This is a genomic window from Agrococcus sediminis, from assembly GCF_007923295.1.
Lineage (GTDB): Bacteria > Actinomycetota > Actinomycetes > Actinomycetales > Microbacteriaceae > Agrococcus > Agrococcus sediminis.
In genome coordinates, this window is record NZ_VOIR01000016.1 from 112,207 (window position 1) to 132,382 (window position 20,176).

A 20,176-nucleotide genomic window follows, 5' to 3' on the forward strand; every position below is an offset into this window, starting at 1 on the left:
CTTGCTCAGTCCGCGGTCCACTCGAGCGGGACCTCCGGCGGCTGGGTGGTGCTCGGAGGGATGTCGTAGTGGCGGATCAGGAGGTTCACCATATCGTGGAAGGCGGGGATGGCCCCCGCGCTGGTGCGCAGCGTCTGCGGGCTGTCGTACATGGTCACGACCACGTACTGGGGGTCGTCGACCGGGAAGACGCCGGCGACCGAGATCATCATGCGGTCGGGGTCGTAGCCCCCGCCGTTCTCGTACGCCATCTGCGCGGTGCCGGTCTTCGCGGCGATGCGGTAGCCGTCGATCGGGAACGTGTCGTAGCCGTAGTCGGTGACGACGTTCTCGAGCACCTCGAGCGTCTGCCGGGCGGTGGCGTCGGTGACGACGCGCTCCCCCTGCCCCTGCTCGGGACGGGTCACCTCTCCCGCCGCATCGGTGCAGCCCTCGATGAGCCGCGCCGGCAGGTGCACGCCGCCGTTCGCGAGCGCCTGGTAGGCCGAGGCGATCTGGATGGGCGTCGTCGCGATGCCCTGCCCGAAGAGCACGTTGAGGCTCGTCTGGGGGTCGAGCGCGGAGGCGTCGCGGAGCGGCACCGACTGCTCGCCGGCGAACCCGACGGCGGTCTGCTCGCCGAAGCCGAAGCGGTCGAGGTACTCGAAGTAGTCGCCGCGATCCATCTGCTCGGCGAGCCGCACCATGCCGGAGTTCGACGAGTTCACCAGGATGCCGGCGGCCGTCCACTGCTCGACGGGGTGCGAGGAGGCGTCGCGCACGCGCACGCCCGGTGCCGTGTACGTCCACGGCACGCTCAGCTCGTCCCTCGGCGTGATGAGCCCGAGGTCGAGCATCGCCGCGAAGGAGAAGGTCTTGAAGATCGAGCCGGGCTCGTAGGCGGCCGTGAAGGCGCGGGAGCCGCGGTCCTGCTGCTCAGAGGACGACGGGTCGTTCGGGTCGACCGTCGGCGACTCGGCGACCGCCACGATGCTGCCGTCGGTTCGCATCACGATGCTCGTGCCGCTGCGCGCACGCAGCTGCGTCGTGTACTGCGCGGTGAGCTGCTGCACCTGGTACTGCACGTCGCTGTCGATCGTGAGCTCGACGGTGCCGCCGTCGACGGCCGGCTCGGTCAGCATCGAGCCCGGGATGGGCGTGCCGTCGGCCGAGCGGTCGAAGACGCGGCTGCCGGGCTCCGAGGCGAGGCACTCGTCCTGGCTGCGCTCGATGCCCGCGAGCGGCTCGCTCTGGCCCATGAAGCCGACGAGGTTGCCGGCGACGGAGCCCGCCGGGTACAGGCGCTGCGGGTTGAGGCGCAGGTACACGTACGGCAGGTCGAGCGCCTGCACCGCCTCGAACTGCTCGACGTCGAGCCCGCTCGAGAGCATGAGGTAGTCGGAATCGGGGTTGCGCTCGAGCTCGGCGTAGATGCGCGCCTGCAGGTCGAGCGGGTCGTCGCCGGTGATGCGGCCGATCTCGGTGAGCGCGTCGCCGACGGTCACGACCGCCTCGACGCCGTCGAGGTCGGGCTGGAGGTCCCGCGTGTACCGCGGCGACACCGTGAGGTCCCAGCGGTCGACGCTCTCGGCGAGCACGGTGCCCGTCGAGTCGACGATCGGCCCGCGCGTGCCGAAGATGGTCTGCGAGACGCCGCGGCGCCCATCCGCCTCGGCGTTGAGCGCCTCGGCGCGCACGAGCTGGATGTCGGCGAGGCGCACGACGAACCCCGCGAGCATCGCGAAGGTGAGCACGGCGATGATCGTCGTCCGCACGCGGTCGCGACTCCGGTTCCGCTTGGCGACCACGGGCACCTCCGCTCCATTCCGCTCGCATCGCGAGCCTCGATCAGGTCGTCAGCACGGTATCGGCGCCCCGGCTGCTCGCCCGGCCGCCACGCCCTCAGCCGCCGGCGTTGGCCTCGGCGGGCAGCAGCGTGCCCGGGGCGGGCTGCTGCGGCTGCTGCGGCTGCCCGGCCTGCTCGGCCTGCGCCACGGTCGGGTCGCCGGAGAAGGGCGACTCGCCCGCAGGCAGCAGCATGCCCGGGTAGGGCCTCGCCGCCTCGACCTGCGCCTGCTGCACGGCGGCGGCCGCCTGCGGCTGCTCGGTGAGGAGGGAGTTCGGCACATACATGCCGAAGCGGTCGAGCGCGGGCGCCTGCATGTGCAGCGCGTCGGGCCCGCCCGCGGTCGCGGTGCCGGCGATCGTGAGGAACTGCGAGGGCTGGCCGGCGAGCATGCCGAGCTCGTCGGCGGCGACGGCGATGTGCTGCGGGGACGCGAGCACCGCGACGTCCTCGGCGAGCATCTGCTCGGCGCGCGCGAGGGTCGTCGACTGCACCTGCAGGTCGCTCAGCCGGTATGCGCCCTCGCTGATGACGACCGACAGGCCGAGCTGCGCGCACACGATGCCGGCGAGCCCGGTGAGCGCGACGGCCCCGTGCACGAGGCGCGGCGCTCGGCGCGGCGCGATCGCGGGCAGGGGCAGCGCGCGCAGGTGCCGCTCGGGCTCGCCCTGGCGCTCCGGGTGGCGCTGGGGCTGGGCGTGCAGGTCGACGATGGCTGCGGTGGTCATGCCAGCTCCTCCGGGATCGAGGCGGGTCGGATGCGCTGCGCCGCACGGAGGCGGACGGGTGCCGATCGGGGGTTGGCCGCGCGCTCGTCCTCATCGGCGAGCTCGGCGCCGCGCACGAGCAGCCGCAGCTGCGGCGCGTGCTCGGGCAGCTCGGCGGGCAGGTCGAGCGGCGCCGTCGAGGAGGCGGCGGCCTGCAGGGCGCGCTTGACGATGCGGTCCTCGAGCGACTGGTACGCGAGCACGACGATGCGCCCGCCGACCGCGAGCGCGGCGATCGCCGCCGGCATCGTGCGCTCGAGGATCGCGAGCTCCTGGTTGACCTCGATGCGCAGCGCCTGGAACACGCGCTTCGCGGGGTGGCCCTGGTTCGAGAGCGCGCGCGGCGTCGCCGCCTGCAGGATGTCGACCAGCTGCGCAGAGGTCTCGATCGGGGCCGTCGCCCGTGCGGCCACGATGGCGCGCGCGTAGCGGTCGGCGAGCTTCTCGTCGCCGTACTCGCGGAAGAGGCGCGACAGCTCGCGGTCGCTGCGCTCGGCGAGGATCGAGGCGGCGGTCACGTCGCCGGACTGCCCCATGCGCATGTCGAGCGGCGCGTCCTTCGCGTAGGCGAAGCCGCGGTCGGCGGCGTCGAGCTGCAGGCTCGAGACGCCGAGGTCGAGCAGGATGCCGTCGACGAGCCGCACGCCGGCGGCCTCGGCCGCGAGGTCGATGCGGTCGTAGGTGGTCTGCACCGGCACGAAGCGGTCGCCGAAGCGCGCGAGCCGCGCGCCGGCGAGCCGGATGGCGTCGGGGTCGCGGTCTATGCCGGCGACCACGAGCGTCGGGTGCGCGGCCAGCAGCGCCTCGGTGTGGCCGCCCATGCCGAGCGTGCCGTCGACGACGACGGGCGTGCGGCCCGCCTCGACGGCGGCGGCGATCGCCGGGGCGAGCAGCTCGAGCGTGCGCTCGAGCATCACGGGGGTGTGGAGGTCGGATGCGTCCATGTCGTTCCCTGCTCCGTCCCGGTCCCTGATCCCCATCCGTTCGACGCGCCGCCGGGGAAGTGCGGCGCGGCGGACAGCTGGGGGTCACGAGCCGGGTCAGAAGATGCCGGGGATCACCTCCTCCGTGGTGCTCGCGAAGTCGGCCTCCTTGGCCGCGTAGTACTCGTTCCAGGCCTCGGTGTCCCAGATCTCGGCCCGCGTGCCCGCCCCGATGACGGTGAGCTCGCGACCGAGGCCCGCGTACTCGCGCAGGTTGGCCGGGATCGTGACGCGGTGCTGGCTGTCGGGCTGCTCGCTCGACGCGCCGGAGAGGAACAGGCGCAGGAAGTCGCGCGCCGCCGACGAGGTCAGCGGCGCCTGGCGGATCTGCTCGTGCACCCGCTCGAACTCGCGCACCGAGAAGACGTAGATGCAGCGCTCCTGCCCGCGGGTGAGGACGAGGCCGCCCTCGAGCTCCTGCCGGAACCGGGCGGGGAGGATGACGCGGCCCTTGTCGTCGAGCTTGGGCGTGTGGGTGCCGAGGAACACATCGCCCCCTCTCGTCCGGCCTGCGAGCAGTTGCGTCGGATCCTTCCGACTTCCTCCACTCTACTCCACTCGCCGCCACAAATCTCGAGAATCTGTCCACGACTCGCCCGAGTCGCCAGGAATGGCAAGGGATGCGGCGGTGGAGGGCTTTCGACGCCCTGTCGGCGCGCAGACGCCCCGGGCGCGGCGAGCGCGCCCGGGGCGGCTGCGGGAGGCGAAGAGAAAGGGCCGACTCTCTCGAGTCGACCCTGGGGTGGAGCGCGGTGGAGGCCGCCGCGGCGGAGGCTCAGCCCCGCTGGTTGCGGTCGTCCCACTCCTGCGCGAGGCGGTCCATGAGGTTGGGGCCCTGCTTCGCCGACGCCGGGCCCTCGCTGGGCCGCGCGCCGGGCGCGACGTCGTCGCCGGTCGCGGGCTTCGACGCGGACAGCGCCCACAGCGCACCGGCGACGGCGATGCCGAAGCCGAGGACGCCGAGGACGGCGAGCTTCATCGACACGCCCACCACGATGAGCACGAGCCCGATCGCGATGCCGAGGACGCCGACGGCGACCTTCGTGTAGTCGACCGTGCGCGGACCGCTCGAGGCGGTGACGATGTCGGCCTCGTGCTTGTAGAGATTGCGCTCCATCTCGTCGAGCAGTCGCTGCTCGTGCTCGGAGAGGCCCATCTCGCACCCCCTTCGCTCGACCGGTGCGGATGGCCAGTGTACGCGCTGTCGCTGTCAATAGCATGTGGGTTGTGTCGGCACAGCAGCGCTTCGCCCGAGCCGTCGACGGCTCGATCCAGCAGTACCTCGACGAGCGCGAGCGCGCCCTCACGGAGATCTCCGGCGACGCCGCGCCCGTGCTGCGGCTCGTGCGCGAGATGGTCTCCGGGGGCAAGCGCGTGCGCAGCGCGTTCGTGCTCTGGGGCTGGCACGCGGTCACCGCCTCCCGCGACGGGGCCGACCGCACGACCGGCACCGAGCAGGATCCGCAGTGGGCGCAGGTCGTCGGCGTCGCGACCGCGATCGAGCTCTTCCACGCCGCCGCCCTCGTGCACGACGACATCATCGACGCATCCGACACCCGGCGCGGCAGGCCCGCGATGCACCGCTCGCTCGAGCGGATGCACCGCGAGGGCGAGTGGGTCGGCGACGCCGCGTCGTGGGGCACGAGCGCCGCGATCCTGGCCGGCGACCTGCTGCTGAACTGGGCCGACGACCGCATGCTGCTCGCGTGCCGCGGCACGGCGCACGGCGACGCCGTGCACGACGCCTACCGTCGCATGCGCGAGGAGGTCACCTTCGGCCAGTACCTCGACGTGCTCGAGGAGGCGGCCTGGATCCGACAGGAGCCGGCGGCGCTGCTCGACCGCGCGCACACCGTCGCCGTCTACAAGTCGGCGAAGTACTCGGTCGAGGCGCCGCTCACGCTCGGCGCGCTGCTCGCGGGCGCCGACGAGGGGCAGCTCGACGCGCTCGCCGGCTACGGCCTGCCCGTCGGCGTGGCCTTCCAGATGCGCGACGACCTGCTGGGCGTGTTCGGCGACCCCGAGGTCACCGGCAAGCCTGCGGGCGACGACCTGCGCGAGGGCAAGCGCACCGTGCTGATCGAGATCGCGCGGCAGCGCCTCGGCTCGGGGGTGCGCACGATGCTCGACGAGCTGCTCGGCGACCGCGAGCTCGACGACCGCCAGGTCGCGATCCTGCAGGACGCCATCCAGCGCTCGGAGGCGCCCGCGCGGCTCGAGGCGCTCATCGACCGCGCCGTCGGCGAGGCGCTCGAGGCGCTGCACGAGGGCGCGCTGTCGCGCTCCGCGGTGCTCGAGCTCGAGCGCCTGGCCGACACGGTCGCGAAGCGCGACCGCTGACGCCGGCTCAGCCGAGCAGCTGCGCCGCGCGCCGCACGGCCGACTTCGCGCCCGCGCGCATCGCCTCGATCGGCGCGGTGCCGAGCGAGTCGTCCTCGGCGAGCAGCCAGTCGATCGCCTCGTCGTCGGTCATGCCCTGATCGAGCAGCACGAGGAGCGTGCCGCGCAGCTCCGGCAGCGGCTCGCCGTCGCGGATCGCGGCGGCGGGCACCTCGAGCCGCCCGTTGCGGCGGGTCGCCGGCAGGCGATGCTCCTCGATGAGGCGGTGGATGCGCCCGACCGGCTGGCCGAGCAGGGTCACGAGGTCGGGCACGGAGAGCCAGGTGGTGTCTTGCGTCACGGCTCCCATGATGGCGGACGGCGTGGATCACGGGGAACCGGCCGCATCCCGCCTATCCTCGGCACGTGCCCGTCGACTCCCGCGATCCCGTCATCGGACGGCTGATCGACCGCCGGTACGAGGTGAGCGAGCGCATCGCGCGGGGCGGCATGGCGAGCGTCTACGAGGGCGTCGACCGACGGCTCGACCGGAAGGTCGCCGTCAAGGTCATGCACCCGCACCTCGGTGACGACCCCGACTTCCGCGAGCGCTTCATCCAGGAGGCGAAGGCCGCGGCGCGGCTCGCGCACCCGAACGTCGTGAACACGTACGACCAGGGCGAGGACGGCGACCTCGCGTGGCTCGTCATGGAGCTCGTGCCGTCGATCACGCTGCGCGACCTGCTCGCCGAGCGCGGCCGCATCACCGCCGAGCAGTCGCTCGACGTGCTCGAGGCGATCCTCGCCGGCCTCGCCGCCGCACACCGCGCCGGCATCGTGCACCGCGACCTGAAGCCCGAGAACATCCTGCTCGCGCACGACGGGCGCATCAAGATCGGCGACTTCGGGCTCGCGCGCGCCGCGACCGCCAACACCGCGACCGGCAAGGCGCTGCTCGGCACGATCGCCTACCTCTCCCCCGAACTCGTCACGCGCGGCGTCGCCGACACCCGCAGCGACATCTACGCGGTCGGCATCATGCTCTTCGAGATGCTGACCGGCACCCAGCCGTTCACGGGCGACGAGCCGATGCAGATCGCCTTCCAGCACGCGAACGAGCAGGTGCCGCTGCCCTCGAGCGTCGCGGGCGACGTGCCAGAGGGGATGGACTCGCTCGTCCACTGGGCGACGCAGCGCGACCCGAACCTGCGCCCCGCGAACGCCGCCGAGATGCTCGAGGAGGTGCACGCGGTGCGCGCGCGCGGCCTCGACCGGCCGACGTCGGTGCTGCCGGCGGTCACCGAGGACGACCGCTCGACGACCGTCATCGAGCGGCCCCGGAAGCCGCGTCGTGGCGCGCCCGTCGAGCCGCAGGTCGTCGAGGACGGCGGCGACGGCGTCGCGACCACCGCGCTCGCCCGCCGGGTCACGGTGCGGCGCAGGCGCGGGATGCTGTGGCTCGCGGCCGTGCTGCTGGGCGCGCTCCTCGCCGCCGGCATCGGCTGGTGGTTCAACCTCGGCCCCGGCGGCAACGCGACCGTGCCGCAGGTGGCTGGCGAGCCGCAGGCGGCGGCCGAGCAGCTGCTCGCCGAGCGCGGCATCGAGATCGCCGGCAGCGTCACCGAGCCGCACTACGACATTCCCGCCGGCCACGCGCTGCGCACCGATCCGCCCGCCGGCACCGAGATCCGCAGCGCCGACTCGGTGCAGCTCGTGCTCTCGTCGGGGCGGCGCAGCCTCCCCGTGCCGGAGGTCGCCGGCCTGCAGCTCGACCAGGCGCGCGCCGACATCGAGGCCGCCGAGTTCGCCGTCGCCGAGCCGCTCGACGAGATCTTCGACGCGAGCCCCGCGGGCACCGTCATCGCCGGCTACGCGCCCGACGGCACCGTGCTGACCGAGCTCGAGGAGCTCGAGGAGCGCTCCCCCATCGCGCTGCGCGTCTCGCTCGGGCCCATCCCCGCGGCGGCCGGCCAGTCGGCCGACGACGCGCGCGCGGCGCTCGAGGCCGCCGGGCTCGAGGCCGACTTCTCGGCCGAGGAGCACTCGGCCGACGTGCCCGCCGGCGTGCTCATCAGCGTCACCGTGCCGAGCGACCGCCACATGCGCGCGGGCGACACCGTCACCGGCGTCGTCTCCCTCGGGCCCCGCATGGTCGAGGTGCCCGACGTGGTGGGCATGCCCATCCCCGACGCGCTGCGCGCGATCGAGGAGGCGGGGCTCCAGCCCGACCTGACGACGAACATCCCGGAGCCCCTGTGGGGCGCGCCGGGCGCCGACATCGTGTCGCAGGGCACCGAGGCCGGCGAGTCGGTCGTCGAGGGCGCGACTGTCGCCCTCGACGCCACCTACTGACGCCGGCGCCGCTGCCCGGCGGCTACGGGCGCTGCGCCGCCCGCAGCTCCTCGGCCACGAGGAACGCGAGCTCGAGCGACTGCATGTGGTTGAGCCGCGGGTCGCAGAGCGACTCGTAGCGCGACTCGAGGCCCAGCTCGTCGATGTCCTCGGCGCCGCCCAGGCACTCGGTCACGTCGTCGCCGGTGAGCTCGACGTGGATGCCGCCGGGGAACGTGCCCACCTGGCGGTGCGCCTCGAAGAAGCCGCGCACCTCGTCGACCACGTCGTCGAAGCGGCGCGACTTGTAGCCGTTCCTCGTCGTGATGCCGTTGCCGTGCATCGGGTCGGTGACCCACAGCGGCGTCGACTCGAGCGACTTCGAGGCCTCGAGCAGCGGCGGCAGCGCGTCGCGGATGCGCCCAGCGCCCATGCGGGTGATGAACGTGAGGCGGCCGGGCTCGCGGTCGGGGTCGAGCCGGTCGACGAGCGCCTCCATGTCGGCGGCCGTCGTCGACGGGCCGAGCTTCACGCCGATGGGGTTGCGGACGCGGGAGAAGAAGTCGACGTGGGCGCCGTCGATGTCGCGCGTGCGCTCGCCGATCCACTGGAAGTGGCTCGAGGTGTTGTAGGCGAGGCCCGTGCGCGAGTCGATGCGGGTCAGCGGGCGCTCGTAGTCCATCAGCAGGCCCTCGTGGCCGGTGAAGAACTCGACGCCGCGCAGCTCGTCGAAGTTGGCGCCGGCGGCCTCCATGAAGCGCACCGCGCGGTCGATCTCGCCGGCGAGCGCCTCGTACCTCGCGAACGACGGGTTCTGCGCGAAGCCCTTGTTCCACGAGTGCACCTGGCGCAGGTCGGCGAACCCGCCCTGCGTGAACGCGCGCACGAGGTTGAGCGTCGACGCGGCCATGTGGTAGCCGCGCAGGATGCGCTGCGGGTCGGCCGCGCGCGACTCCGGCGTGAAGTCGTAGCCGTTGACGATGTCGCCGCGGTAGGCCGGCAGCGTCAGGTCGCCGCGGGTCTCGTCGTCGCTCGAGCGCGGCTTGGCGAACTGCCCCGCCATGCGGCCCATCTTGATGACCGGCATCGCTGCGCCGTACGTGAGCACGACCGCCATCTGCAGGATGGTCTTCACGCGGTTGCGGATGTTGTCGGCCGTCGCGCCCGCGAAGGTCTCGGCGCAGTCGCCGCCCTGCAGCAGGAAGGCGCGGCCCTGCGCGGCGGCGGCGAGCCGCTCGCGCAGCATGTCGACCTCGCCCGCGAACACGAGCGGCGGGGCGCTGCGCAGCTCGCGGCGCACGTGCTCGACGGCGGCCTCGTCGCCCCAGGCGGGCTGCTGCTTGATGGGGAGCGCGCGATAGGCATCCAGCCCCTGCTCGATGGAGCGGTGTCCGGTGGACTCGGGGATCGCGATCGTGTCGGTCATGCTCGCCTCTGCGTCGTGCGGCGCCGGGGTGCGCCGCCGTCCAGTCTACCGAGGGGCGCGGTCAGCGGCCGGTGCGCTGCGCGGCGAGCGCACGGCGCTCTGCCTCGACGCGCGACTTCACGCTCGACGCGTAGACGTCGACGTACTCCTGGTCGGAGATGCGGTTGAGGCCGACCATGATCTCGTCGGTGATCGAGCGCAGCACGAAGCGGTCGCCCTCGAGGTTGTAGTAGCGCGAGAAGTCGATCGGCTCGCCGAAGATGATGCCGATGCGGCCCACCTTGGGCAGGCGCTGCCCGATCGGCATGACCTTCTCGGTGTCGACCATCACGCACGGGATCACCGGCACCCGCGCATCCAGCACCATGCGCGCGACGCCGGTGCGGCCGCGGTAGAGCTTGCCGTCGGGGCTGCGGGTGCCCTCGGGGTAGATGCCGATGAGCCCGCCGTCCTGCAGCTTCTGCAGCGCCGCGTCGAGGCTCTGCGAGCTCTTCTCGCCGCCGGAGCGATCCATCGGCAGCTGCCCCACCGCGAGGAAGAACCACCGCACGAGCCGGCCCTTGAGCCCCTTGCCGTTGAAGTAGTCGGACTTCGCGAGGAAGTACACGCGCCGGTCGATCACGAGCGGCATGAGGAAGGAGTCGATCACCGAGAGGTGGTTGCCCGCGATGATCGCGCCGCCGTGCTCGGGGATGTTGTCGAGCCCCGCCACCCACGGCCGGAACACGCGGTTCATGTACGGGCCGACCACCCAGTGCCGCAGCAGCCAGTAGAACATCGCACCTCCGTCGTGCCCACGAGCCTAGGGCAGTGGGAGGGGTGCGACAGACATGCGCGCGCGGCTCGGGGCCGCCGGCCGGGGCGACCATAGAATGCTCGCAACGCACGAACGCCGAAGGAGTCCCAGTGCCCGAGCTCACCGTCCCCGAGGGTGTCATCCCCCCTGTCGTCGCGCCCGACCCCGACGCGAACGTCACCGACCTGCTCGAGGACACCGTCCGGGCCTACCCCGACACGCCGCTGTTCGCGCTGCCCGAGGGCGACGGCTGGCGCGACGTCTCCGCCGCCGAGTTCCGCCGCCAGGTGATCGCGCTCGCCAAGGGCCTCGTCGCCGCCGGCGTCGAGCCCGGCGACACCGTGGGCTTCATGTGCAAGGTGCGCTACGAGTTCTCGCTCGTCGACTTCGCGCTCTGGTACGCCGGCGCCCGCATGGTGCCCGTCTACGAGACCTCCGCGCCCTCCCAGATCCAGTGGATCCTCTCCGACGGCGGCGCGTCCCGCGTCATCCTCGAGGACGCCGACCTCGTGTCGCGCTTCGACGAGGCGCACGGCGACCTGCCCGCGATCACCGACGTGTGGCGCATCGACCGCGGCGACCTCGACGCGCTCGTCGAGCGCGGCAAGGACGTGCCCGACGAGGAGATCGAGCGCCGCCGCTCGATCGCCGTGGGCAGCGACGTCGCCACGCTCATCTACACCTCCGGCTCGACCGGCCGCCCCAAGGGCGTGATGCTGACGCACTCGAACTTCGTCGAGCTGTGCCGCAACGCCAAGGTCGCGATGGCCGACGTCGTCGGCGTCGGCTCGTCGACGCTGCTGTTCGTCACGCAGGCGCACGTGTTCGCGCGCTTCATCTCGGTGCTCGGCATCGCGTCCGCCGTGCGGGTCGGTCACCAGTCCGACACGAAGAAGCTGCTGCCGTCGATGGGCTCGTTCAAGCCCACCTTCTTCCTCGCCGTGCCGCGCGTGTTCGAGAAGGTCTACAACGCGAGCGAGCAGAAGGCCGAGGCCGGCGGCAAGGGCAAGATCTTCCGCGCCGCCGCGCTCACCGCCGTCGAGCACTCGAAGGCGCTCGACGCCGGCCACGTGCCGCTCGGGCTCAAGCTGCGCTTCGCGCTCTTCGACCGGCTCGTGCTCAGCAAGCTCAAGGTGGCGCTCGGCGGCAACGTCAAGTACGCCGTCTCGGGCTCGGCGCCGCTGTCGCACTTCCTCGCGCACTTCTACCGCTCCCTCGGCATCCGCATCCTCGAGGGCTACGGCCTCACCGAGACCACCGCGCCCGTCACGGTCAACGTGCCCGACAAGTTCAAGATCGGCACCGTCGGCCCCGCCCTGCCCGGCAACGGCGTGAAGATCGCCGAGGACGGCGAGGTGCTCGTCAAGGGCGTCTGCGTCTTCGCCGGCTACTGGCACAACGAGCAGGGCTCGCGCGAGGCGTTCACCGAGGACGGCTGGTTCCACACCGGCGACATCGGTGCGCTCGACAGCGAGGGCTACCTGACGATCACGGGCCGCAAGAAGGAGCTCATCGTCACCGCCGGCGGCAAGAACGTCGCCCCCAACACGCTCGAGGACCCGATCCGCTCGAACACGATCATCGGCCAGCCGGTCGTCGTGGGCGACCAGCGCCCGTTCGTCGCCGCGCTCATCACGCTCGACGCCGAGATGCTGCCCGCCTGGCTCGAGAACCACGGCCACGACAAGGCGATGACGCTCGAGCAGGCCGCGCAGCACCCCGCCGTCATCGAGGAGGTGCGCGGCCAGATCCGCCGCGCGAACACGCTCGTCTCGCGCGCCGAGTCGGTGCGCAAGTTCGCGATCCTCCCGATCGAGTTCGTCGAGGCGAACGGGCACCTGACGCCGAAGATGTCGATCAAGCGCGACAACGTCATGCGCGACTTCGCCCCGCAGATCGAGGACATCTACGCCTCGAACTCCACGGCGCACGACGTCGGCGAGTGACGGAGCCCGCGCCGAGCGAGCCCTTGCCCGTGTGAGCCGATGATCCTGCCCGGAGCCCCGCAGTCCGCCGCGGCGGTCGCCGACCACTACGACGAGCTCGACGCCACGTACCGGCGGCTGTGGGGCGAGCACGTGCACCACGGGCTGTGGTCGACGGGCGACGAGACCCCCGAAGCGGCGGTCGAGGCGCTCGTCGACTCGGTGGGCGACCGCCTCGGCCTCGCGCCGGGCGACGCGTGCGTCGACATCGGCTGCGGCTACGGCGCCACCGCTCGGCGCCTCGCGGCGACGCGCGGCGTGCGCGTCGTCGGCTTCACCCTCTCGGGCGAGCAGGCGCGGCACGCCGCGGCGCACCCGACCGCCGGCGTCGAGATCCGGCAGGGCGACTGGCTCGACAACGGCCTGGCGGACGCCTCGGCCGACGCCGCGTGGGCGATCGAGTCGAGCGAGCACTTCTCCGACAAGCAGCGGCTGTTCGCCGAGGCCCACCGCGTGCTCGTGCCCGGCGGCCGCCTCGTCGTCTGCGCGTGGCTCGCGGCCGCCGACCCGCGCGGGTGGGAGGCGCGCCACCTGCTCGAGCCGATCTGCCGCGAGGGGCGCCTGCCTTCGATGGGGACGCGCGCGGAGTACGAGGCGATGGCGCGGGCCGCGGGCCTCGAGGTGGTCGGGTACCAGGACGTCAGCCGCCGAGTGGCGCGCACGTGGACGATCTGCACCGGCCGGCTGCTGCGGTCGGTGCTCGTCGACCCCGAGACGCGCCGGCTCGCGGTCGAGGCGCGCAACCGCGAGTTCGCGCTGTCGCTCCCCCGCCTGATGCTCGCCTACCGCACCGGCGCGATGCGCTACGGCATCCTCACCCTCGCGAAGCCCGGCGCCGAGGCGACGCCGCCCCGCGGCGCCTGACCGCTCAGTACCAGGCGGCCTTCCGCACCTCGGCCATCGCGACCGAGCGCATCTCCTTGTCGAGCGCCTGCAGGTAGAGCTTCCCGTCGAGGTGGCCCATCTCGTGCTGCAGCATCTGCGCCATGAGCCCCTCGCCCTCGAGCACGACCTCGTCGCCCGCGAGGTCGACGCCGACGACCCGGCAGTACGGGTGCCGCGGCGTGGGGAAGCCGAGCTCGGGCACCGACAGGCACCCCTCGTCGACGAGCACCGGCTCGCCGCGCACCTCGTCGATGCGCGGGTTCAGCACGTAGCCCACCTCGCCGTCGACGTTGTAGGAGAAGGCGGCCCGCGCCACGCCGATCTGGCAGCCCGCGACGCCCGCGCGGCCCGGCACGCGCACCGTGTCGAGCAGGTCCTGCACGAGCGCGGCGGTGGCGGGCGCCGACGGGTCGACGGGCTCGGCGCGCTCGCGCAGCACCGGGTCGCCGAAGACGCGGATCTCGCGGACGCTCACGACGGGCGGACCACGACGAGCAGGTCGCCCGCCTCGACGGGCGTCGTGCCGGTGAGCGCGAGGCGCTCGACGGTGCCGGCGATCGGCGTCGTGATCGCGGCCTCCATCTTCATCGCCTCGATGGTGGCGACGGGGTCGCCCGCGGCGACCGCGTCGCCCTCGGCGACCTTGACCGTGACCGCCCCGGCGAAGGGTGCCGCGACCTGGCCCGGCACCGATGCATCCGCCTTCTCGGCCTGCGGCTTGTCGACGGTGACGGAGCGGTCGCGCACGTAGACCGGGCGCAGCTGGCCGTTGAGCACCGTCATGACCGTCACGATGCCGTCGTCGTCGGGCTGGCCGACCGCCTCGAGCTCGACGTTGAGGGTGACGCCGCGGCCGATGCCGACCTGGTGCTCCTCGCCGGCCTGCATGCCGTAGAGGTAGTCGATCGTGTCGACGACCGAGAGGTCGCCGTACTGCGCGCGGGTCTCCTTGAAGGCCCGCGTCGGCCCGGGGAACAGCAGCTCGTTGAGCGCGTCGCGGCGGTCGGCGCCGGGCTCGGCGAGGCGCGCGGCCTGCTCGGGCTCGAGCGGGGTGACCGAGATGTCGACCGTGCGGCCCTCGAGCACCTTCGAGCGGAAGGGCTCCGGCCAGCCGCCCGGGAGGTCGCCGAGCTCGCCCGCCATGAAGCCGATCACGGAGTCGGGGATGTCGAACCTCCGCGGGTCGCGCTCGAACTCCTCGGGGTCGACGCCCTGCGCGACGAGCTGCAGCGCGAGGTCGCCGACCACCTTCGACGACGGCGTCACCTTCGTGGGGCGGCCGAGGATGCGCGAGGCGGCCGCGTACCAGTCCTCGATCCTCTCGAAGTCGTCGGCGAGGCCGAGCGCGATCGCCTGCTGCCGCAGGTTCGACAGCTGGCCGCCGGGGATCTCGTGGTGGTAGACGCGGCCGGTGGGGCCGGGCAGGCCGGACTCGAACGGCTTGTAGAGCCGGCGCACCGCCTCCCAGTACGGCTCGAGGTCGCTCACCGCGGTGAGCGAGAGGCCGGTGTCGCGCTCGGTGTTCGCGACCGCGGCGACGAGCGCCGACAGCGACGGCTGGCTCGTGGTGCCCGCCATCGGCGCGCTCGCGACGTCGACGGCGTCGACGCCGACGGCCGAGGCCGCGAGCAGCGTCGCGAGCTGGCCGCCCGCGGTGTCGTGCGTGTGCAGGTGCAGCGGCACGTCGAAGCGCTCGCGCAGGGCCGACACGAGCTTGGTCGCGGCGCCCGCGCGCAGCAGGCCCGCCATGTCCTTGATCGCGAGCACGTGCGCGCCCGCGTCGACGATGCGCTCGGCGAGGCGCAGGTAGTAGTCGAGCGTGTAGAGGTCCTCGTCGGGGCTCAGCAGGTCGCCCGAGTAGCACAGCGCCACCTCGGCGACCGTGGTGCCCGTCTCGAGCACCGCGTCGATCGCGGGCCGCATCTGGTCGACGTCGTTGAGCGCGTCGAAGATGCGGAACACGTCGACGCCCGTCGCCGCGGCCTCCTCGACGAACGCGGTCGTCACCTCGGTCGGGTACGGCGTGTAGCCGACGGTGTTGCGGCCGCGCAGCAGCATCTGCAGCGGGATGTTCGGCATCGCCTCGCGCAGGCTCGCGAGCCGCTCCCACGGGTCCTCGCCGAGGAAGCGCAGCGCGACGTCGTAGGTGGCGCCGCCCCACGCCTCCATCGAGAGCAGCTGCGGCGTCATGCGGGCGACGTGCGGGGCGACCGCCACGAGGTCGGCGGTGCGCACGCGGGTCGCGAGCAGCGACTGGTGCGCGTCGCGGAAGGTGGTCTCGGTCACCGCGAGCGAGGTGCGCTCGCGCAGCGCCTTCGCCCAGCCGGCCGGGCCGAGCTCCTGCAGCCGCTGGCGCTCGCCGTCGGGCGCGGGGGCCTCGAGGTCGGCCGCGGGCAGCTTGATGGCCGGGTTGATGACGCGGTCGGCCTTGCCGTTCGGCGCGTTGACGGTGACGTCGGCGAGCCAGGCGAGCACCTTCGACGCGCGGTCCTTGGGCGGGTTGATGCGCGTGAGCTCGGGGTGCTCGTCGATGAAGTGCGTCGAGACGTCGCCCGAGCGGAACTCGTCGTGCTCGAGCAGGTTGAGCAGGAAGGGGATGTTCGTGGCGACGCCGCGGATGCGGAACTCGCTCACCGCGCGGTGCGCGCGGCGGATGGCCGTGTCGAGGTCGCGGCCGCGGCACGTGACCTTCGCGAGCATCGAGTCGAAGTGCGGGCTCACCTCGGTGCCGGGGTTGATGGTGCCGCCGTCGAGGCGCACGCCGGCGCCGCCGGGCGACCGGTAGGCGGTGATGCGCCCGGTGTCCGGCCGGAAGCCGTCGGCGGGGTTCTCGGTGGTGACGCGGCACTGGAGCGCGGCGCCGTGCATCTCGATGCGGTCCTGCGTGAGGCCGAGCTGCTCGAGCGTCTCGCCCGCGGCGATGCGGATCTGGCTCCCGACGAGGTCGACGTCGGTGATCTCCTCGGTGACCGTGTGCTCGACCTGGATGCGCGGGTTCATCTCGATGAAGACGTGCTGGCCCTTGCGCTCCCCCGCGGTGTCGAGCAGGAACTCGACCGTGCCGGCGTTCACGTAGTCGATCGACCGGGCGAAGGCGACGGCGTCGCGGTAGAGCTCGGCGCGCTTCTCCTCCGAGAGGTTCGGCGCGGGGGCGAGCTCGACGACCTTCTGGTGGCGGCGCTGCACCGAGCAGTCGCGCTCGAACAGGTGCACGGTCTCGCCGGTCGCGTCGGCGAGGATCTGCACCTCGATGTGGCGCGGGCGCACGACGGCCTGCTCGATGAACATGGTCGGGTCGCCGAAGGCGGAGTCGGCCTCGCGCATGGCGGCCTCGAGCGCATCCTCGAGATCCTCGCGGCGCTGGACCAGGCGCATCCCCCGGCCGCCGCCGCCGGCGACCGCCTTGCAGAAGACCGGGAAGCCGATCTCGTCGGCCCCGTCGAGCAGCGTCTGCATGTCGGTGGTCGCGGGCGTCGACCGCAGCACGGGCACGCCCGCGGCGATCGCGTGCTCCTTGGCGGTGACCTTGTTGCCGGCCATCGCCAGCACCGCCGGGCCGGGCCCCACGAACGTGATGCCGGCCTCGGCGGCCGCGGTCGCGAGCTCGGGGTTCTCGCTCAGGAACCCGTAGCCCGGGTAGATGGCGTCGGCGCCGGAGTCCTTCGCGACGCGGATGATCTCGCTCACCGTCAGGTAGGCGCGCACCGGGCGGCCCGGCTCGCCGATCTGGTAGGCCTCGTCCGCCTTCTGGCAGTGCAGGGAGTTGCGGTCCTCGTGCGCGTAGACGGCGACCGTGCGGATGCCCAGCTCGTTGGCGGCGCGGAAGGCTCGGATGGCGATCTCGCCACGGTTGGCGACGAGCAGCTTCTGGAACATGCAGAACCCTCCCGGGGGTGCGGCGGCGCGGGCTTCCCAATGTAGTGGGGCTAGGCTTGGGCGCCGTGCACGTACTCTCGATCAGTTCCCTCAAGGGCGGTGTCGGCAAGACCACGGTGACGCTCGGTCTCGCCTCCGCCGCCTTCGCCAAGGGCCTCCGCACGCTCGTGGTCGACCTCGACCCGCAGTCCGACGCCTCCACCGGCATGGACATCGAGATCGAGGGCCGCCTGAACGTCGCCGACGTCCTCACGAACCCGAAGGACAAGGTCGTCCAGCAGGCGATCTCGCCCTCGGGCTGGACCCAGGGGCACGGCGGCACGATCGACGTGCTCATCGGCTCCCCCTCGGCCATCAACTTCGACGGCCCGCACCCGACCATCAAGGACATCTGGAAGCTCGAGACGGCGCTCACGACCGTCGAGAACGACTACGACCTCGTGCTCGTCGACTGCGCCCCGTCGCTCAACGCCCTCACGCGCACCGCGTGGGCGGCATCCGACCGCGTGCTCGTCGTGACGGAGCCGGGCCTGTTCTCGGTCGCCGCCGCAGACCGCGCGCTGCGCGCGATCGAGGAGATCCGTCGTGGCCTCAGCCCCCGGCTGCAGCCGCTCGGCATCGTCGTGAACCGCGCGCGCCCGCAGTCCCTCGAGCACCAGTACCGCATCCAGGAGCTCAAGGACATGTTCGGGCCGCTCGTGCTCGACACCGTGCTGCCCGAGCGCACCTCGATGCAGCAGGCGCAGGGCGCGGCCCGTCCGCTCCACGTGTGGCCGGGCGAGGGCGCGCAGGAGATGGCGCTGCAGTTCGACGAGCTGCTCCAGACCGTGCTGACCGCCGCTGGCCGCGCCGGCGACGAGGCAGCCTCGGGCCGCAAGGTGCCCGCCCCGACCGCCGCCGTCGACGCGACCGCCGCCGCGGAGCTCGAGGAGGCCGCTGCCGTCGAGGACGCAGAGACGACCACCGCCGGCGAGACCGAGCCGGGCGAGGGCAAGCAGCCGTAGGCCGCTCGGCCGTCCGGCCATCGGCCGAACCTCTGCCGCGCGCGCGGCGCGAGCCGGTCAGGCCGTGCGGCTCCTGCGGGCGCGACGGGCCGCGAGCTCGTCGACGTGCTGCTCCTCGGCTGGCGTGACCTCGAGCTCGATGAGCTGCGTCTCGACCTCGCGCAGGACCTTGCCGACGGCGATGCCGAAGACGCCCTGGCCGCGGCCGAGGAGGTCGATGACCTCGTCGCTCGACGTGCAGAGGTAGACGCTCGCGCCGTCGGACATGAGCGTGATCTGGGTGAGGTCGCGCACGCCGTGCTCGTGGAGCTGCTGGATGGCGACCCGGATCTGCTGCAGCGAGATGCCGGTGTCGAGCAGGCGCTTGACGAGCTTCAGCACGAGGATGTCGCGGAACGAGTAGAGCCGCTGGCTGCCGGAGCCGTGCGCGGGCCGGATGGTGGGCTCGACGAGCCCGGTGCGGGCCCAGTAGTCGAGCTGGCGGTACGTGATGCCCGCCGCGTCGGCCGCGATCGCGCCGCGGTAGCCGACCGCGTCGGCCTCCTGCGGCAGGCCGTCGGTGAACAGCAGGCCGGCGTCGAGGCGGGCGGGACCGCCCTGGTCTGCATCGATGCCGTCGCCCATGGCCGTACCTTCCGCTGCGGGGGCTCAAACCTTCAAGTCGAGGTTGAGTGTTGAGCCCCACCGTATCGAGCCGCCGCCCCGCTTCGGTGCAACCTCCGACGGCGCGGCGTGTCGGGGCCGAGTCTACGCCCTGCCGCCCACGCCGGCGCAGCAGGACTCGCGGGCGCGGGCCCTCGGCGTCAGGCGCCGAGCGCGTCGCGGGTCAGCAGCTCGCGCACCGACTGGATGTGGCTCGCGAGGTCGCGCGCGGCCTCGGCTGCCTGCGCCTGGCTGCTCGTCTCGCGCCGCCCGCGCATGGGCTTGAGCGCCGACTCGATGAGCGCCGCCTCGCGCTGGGCCGACTGGCGCATGCCGCGCAGGTGCCGCGGCTCGATGCCGAAGCGCTCGAGCTCGACGAGGGCCTTGAGCGCCTGCACCGCGGCGTCGCCGAACGGCTCGGCGCCCGGCAGCAGCTGGGCGGAGATGGCGTCGGCGACGAGCTGCTTCGTCGCGCCCGCCTCCGACTGCAGCTCGGCGCGCGACAGCCGGCGCTCGGCGCCGAGGATCGACGGCGCCTCGACGCGCACGTTGGCGCCGGGGATCTGCGGCGAGCGGCCGTGGTCGATGTCGTCGAGGTGGCCGAGGATGACCTTGAGCGGCAGGTAGTGGTCGCGCTGCAGCGTGAGGATGTAGCGCAGCCGCTCGAGGTCGGCCGCGTCGAACTTGCGGTAGCCGGACGGCGTGCGCTGGGGCGTGATGAGCCCCTGGTCCTCGAGGAAGCGGAGCTTCGAGGGCGAGAGGTCGGGGAACTCGGGGCCGAGCTTGGCCAGCACCTGGCCGATCGAGAGGAGGGAGGCGGGCTTCCGCGCGGCCTGTGCGCTCACTGCCGTGGTTCGAGGTCGAGGCGTGAGCGGTAGAACGTGAGGCGGAACTTGCCGACCTGCACCTCGGCGCCGTCGCGCAGCACGACGTGGTCGACCCGCTCGCCGTCGTGGTACGTGCCGTTGAGCGACCCGAGGTCGCGCAGCTCGAACGTCGTGCCCGAGCGCGTGAACTCGGCGTGACGGCGCGACACGGTCACGTCGTCGAGGAAGATGTCGGCGTCGGGGTGACGACCGGCGATCGTGGAGTCCTGGTCGAGCAGGAAGCGGGCGCCCACGTTGGGGCCGCGGCGCACGACGAGGATGGCCGAGCCGGACGGCAGCGAGGCGACCGCCTCGCGGTCCTCGGCGGTCGTGCCCGACAGCATGGCGGCGAGCTGGGCGCGGTAGTCCTCACCCCACGACTGCGTGCTCTCGCCGTCGTTGCCCCGGCGGGCGTCGTCGTGCTCGGTCATGCGCTTCCTCCGTGCGGATGGTGCCGGCGGCCCCGGCGAG

Annotated in this window: 18 protein-coding genes; 5 read left to right on the forward strand and 13 right to left on the reverse strand. The window is 72.9% G+C overall.

The window, feature by feature from the left end; genetic code table 11:
- Positions 1–5: 5 nt before the first annotated feature.
- From FQ330_RS11145 to FQ330_RS11165, 5 genes are all read right to left on the reverse strand, one after another.
- Positions 6–1,787: a peptidoglycan D,D-transpeptidase FtsI family protein gene (locus FQ330_RS11145; RefSeq protein WP_128188521.1), complete on the reverse strand. Its 1,782-nt coding sequence runs from the start codon at positions 1,785–1,787 to the stop codon at positions 6–8.
- Positions 1,788–1,881: 94 nt separating this feature from the next.
- A complete protein-coding gene (locus FQ330_RS11150) occupies positions 1,882–2,553 on the reverse strand; it encodes a hypothetical protein (protein ID WP_146357571.1) in 672 nt (223 codons plus the stop codon).
- Entirely contained in the window at positions 2,550–3,536 is a 987-nt protein-coding gene (gene rsmH, locus FQ330_RS11155; RefSeq protein WP_146357573.1) for a 16S rRNA (cytosine(1402)-N(4))-methyltransferase RsmH, read from the reverse strand. Before rsmH ends, FQ330_RS11150 begins: the two co-directional genes overlap by 4 nt.
- A gap of 96 nt (positions 3,537–3,632) precedes the next feature.
- Positions 3,633–4,064 carry a division/cell wall cluster transcriptional repressor MraZ gene (mraZ, locus tag FQ330_RS11160; RefSeq protein WP_128188524.1) on the reverse strand — a complete coding sequence of 144 codons (432 nt, stop codon included), beginning with the start codon at positions 4,062–4,064 and terminating at the stop codon, positions 3,633–3,635.
- 286 nt (positions 4,065–4,350) lie between these two features.
- Positions 4,351–4,731, reverse strand: coding sequence for a DUF3040 domain-containing protein (locus FQ330_RS11165; RefSeq protein ID WP_146357575.1), 381 nt, complete (start codon positions 4,729–4,731; stop codon positions 4,351–4,353).
- A 62-nt stretch (positions 4,732–4,793) separates the two neighbouring features.
- On the opposite strand from FQ330_RS11165, the gene FQ330_RS11170 reads away from it, so the two are divergent.
- Entirely contained in the window at positions 4,794–5,915 is a 1,122-nt protein-coding gene (locus tag FQ330_RS11170; protein ID WP_128188526.1) for a polyprenyl synthetase family protein, read from the forward strand.
- Positions 5,916–5,922: 7 nt separating this feature from the next.
- Here FQ330_RS11170 and FQ330_RS11175 read toward each other — a convergent pair whose 3' ends face one another.
- Positions 5,923–6,255, reverse strand: a complete 333-nt coding sequence (locus tag FQ330_RS11175) for an Rv2175c family DNA-binding protein (RefSeq protein WP_225792830.1) — start codon at positions 6,253–6,255, stop codon at positions 5,923–5,925.
- 65 nt (positions 6,256–6,320) lie between these two features.
- On the opposite strand from FQ330_RS11175, the gene pknB reads away from it, so the two are divergent.
- Positions 6,321–8,246 carry a Stk1 family PASTA domain-containing Ser/Thr kinase gene (gene pknB / locus FQ330_RS11180; RefSeq protein ID WP_146357578.1) on the forward strand — a complete coding sequence of 642 codons (1,926 nt, stop codon included), beginning with the start codon at positions 6,321–6,323 and terminating at the stop codon, positions 8,244–8,246.
- 22 nt (positions 8,247–8,268) lie between these two features.
- Here the strand turns inward: pknB and FQ330_RS11185 are convergent, their stop codons facing one another.
- Positions 8,269–9,651, reverse strand: a complete 1,383-nt coding sequence (locus FQ330_RS11185; protein ID WP_128188529.1) for a class II 3-deoxy-7-phosphoheptulonate synthase — start codon at positions 9,649–9,651, stop codon at positions 8,269–8,271.
- A 61-nt stretch (positions 9,652–9,712) separates the two neighbouring features.
- Complete coding sequence (locus FQ330_RS11190; RefSeq protein ID WP_146357580.1) at positions 9,713–10,429, reverse strand: lysophospholipid acyltransferase family protein; 717 nt, start codon at positions 10,427–10,429, stop codon at positions 9,713–9,715.
- Positions 10,430–10,557: 128 nt separating this feature from the next.
- On the opposite strand from FQ330_RS11190, the gene FQ330_RS11195 reads away from it, so the two are divergent.
- Both FQ330_RS11195 and FQ330_RS11200 read left to right on the forward strand, forming a co-directional pair.
- On the forward strand, positions 10,558–12,393 hold the full coding sequence (locus FQ330_RS11195) for an AMP-dependent synthetase/ligase (RefSeq protein ID WP_146357582.1): 1,836 nt from the start codon (positions 10,558–10,560) through the stop codon (positions 12,391–12,393).
- A gap of 39 nt (positions 12,394–12,432) precedes the next feature.
- Entirely contained in the window at positions 12,433–13,296 is an 864-nt protein-coding gene (locus tag FQ330_RS11200) for a class I SAM-dependent methyltransferase (protein ID WP_146357584.1), read from the forward strand.
- Between the two features lie 4 nt (positions 13,297–13,300).
- Here FQ330_RS11200 and FQ330_RS11205 read toward each other — a convergent pair whose 3' ends face one another.
- Together FQ330_RS11205 and FQ330_RS11210 are read right to left on the reverse strand one after the other, a co-directional pair.
- Positions 13,301–13,792, reverse strand: coding sequence for a peptide deformylase (locus tag FQ330_RS11205; protein WP_146357586.1), 492 nt, complete (start codon positions 13,790–13,792; stop codon positions 13,301–13,303).
- Positions 13,789–17,193, reverse strand: a complete 3,405-nt coding sequence (locus FQ330_RS11210) for a pyruvate carboxylase (RefSeq protein ID WP_146357588.1) — start codon at positions 17,191–17,193, stop codon at positions 13,789–13,791. The genes FQ330_RS11205 and FQ330_RS11210 overlap by 4 nt, the downstream gene beginning before the upstream one ends.
- 65 nt (positions 17,194–17,258) lie before the next feature.
- On the opposite strand from FQ330_RS11210, the gene FQ330_RS11215 reads away from it, so the two are divergent.
- The gene (locus tag FQ330_RS11215; protein WP_146357590.1) at positions 17,259–18,197 is read left to right on the forward strand and encodes a ParA family protein; all 939 of its coding nucleotides are present in this window, start codon (positions 17,259–17,261) and stop codon (positions 18,195–18,197) included.
- 57 nt (positions 18,198–18,254) lie between these two features.
- On the opposite strand, the gene FQ330_RS11220 is transcribed toward FQ330_RS11215, so the two are convergent.
- The 3 genes from FQ330_RS11220 to FQ330_RS11230 all read right to left on the reverse strand — a co-directional run bounded on the left by FQ330_RS11220 (position 18,255) and on the right by FQ330_RS11230 (position 20,136).
- On the reverse strand, positions 18,255–18,821 hold the full coding sequence (locus FQ330_RS11220) for a MerR family transcriptional regulator (protein ID WP_128188536.1): 567 nt from the start codon (positions 18,819–18,821) through the stop codon (positions 18,255–18,257).
- Between the two features lie 179 nt (positions 18,822–19,000).
- Entirely contained in the window at positions 19,001–19,684 is a 684-nt protein-coding gene (ftsR, locus tag FQ330_RS11225) for a transcriptional regulator FtsR (protein WP_146357592.1), read from the reverse strand.
- The gene (locus FQ330_RS11230) at positions 19,681–20,136 is read right to left on the reverse strand and encodes an FHA domain-containing protein (protein ID WP_128188538.1); all 456 of its coding nucleotides are present in this window, start codon (positions 20,134–20,136) and stop codon (positions 19,681–19,683) included. Before FQ330_RS11230 ends, ftsR begins: the two co-directional genes overlap by 4 nt.
- Between the last annotated feature and the right edge of the window lie 40 nt (positions 20,137–20,176).

Bases quoted from the DNA above. Each gene is read 5' to 3' on its own strand.
- FQ330_RS11150 (WP_146357571.1), bottom strand. From the start codon at position 2,553: ATGACCACCGCAGCCATCGTCGACCTGCACGCCCAGCCCCAGCGCCAC.
- rsmH (WP_146357573.1), bottom strand. From the start codon at position 3,536: ATGGACGCATCCGACCTCCACACCCCCGTGATGCTCGAGCGCACGCTC.
- FQ330_RS11165 (WP_146357575.1), bottom strand. From the start codon at position 4,731: ATGGGCCTCTCCGAGCACGAGCAGCGACTGCTCGACGAGATGGAGCGC.
- FQ330_RS11170 (WP_128188526.1), top strand. From the start codon at position 4,794: ATGTGGGTTGTGTCGGCACAGCAGCGCTTCGCCCGAGCCGTCGACGGC.
- FQ330_RS11185 (WP_128188529.1), bottom strand. From the start codon at position 9,651: ATGACCGACACGATCGCGATCCCCGAGTCCACCGGACACCGCTCCATC.
- FQ330_RS11190 (WP_146357580.1), bottom strand. From the start codon at position 10,429: ATGTTCTACTGGCTGCTGCGGCACTGGGTGGTCGGCCCGTACATGAAC.
- FQ330_RS11200 (WP_146357584.1), top strand. From the start codon at position 12,433: ATGATCCTGCCCGGAGCCCCGCAGTCCGCCGCGGCGGTCGCCGACCAC.
- FQ330_RS11210 (WP_146357588.1), bottom strand. From the start codon at position 17,193: ATGTTCCAGAAGCTGCTCGTCGCCAACCGTGGCGAGATCGCCATCCGA.
- FQ330_RS11220 (WP_128188536.1), bottom strand. From the start codon at position 18,821: ATGGGCGACGGCATCGATGCAGACCAGGGCGGTCCCGCCCGCCTCGAC.
- FQ330_RS11230 (WP_128188538.1), bottom strand. From the start codon at position 20,136: ATGACCGAGCACGACGACGCCCGCCGGGGCAACGACGGCGAGAGCACG.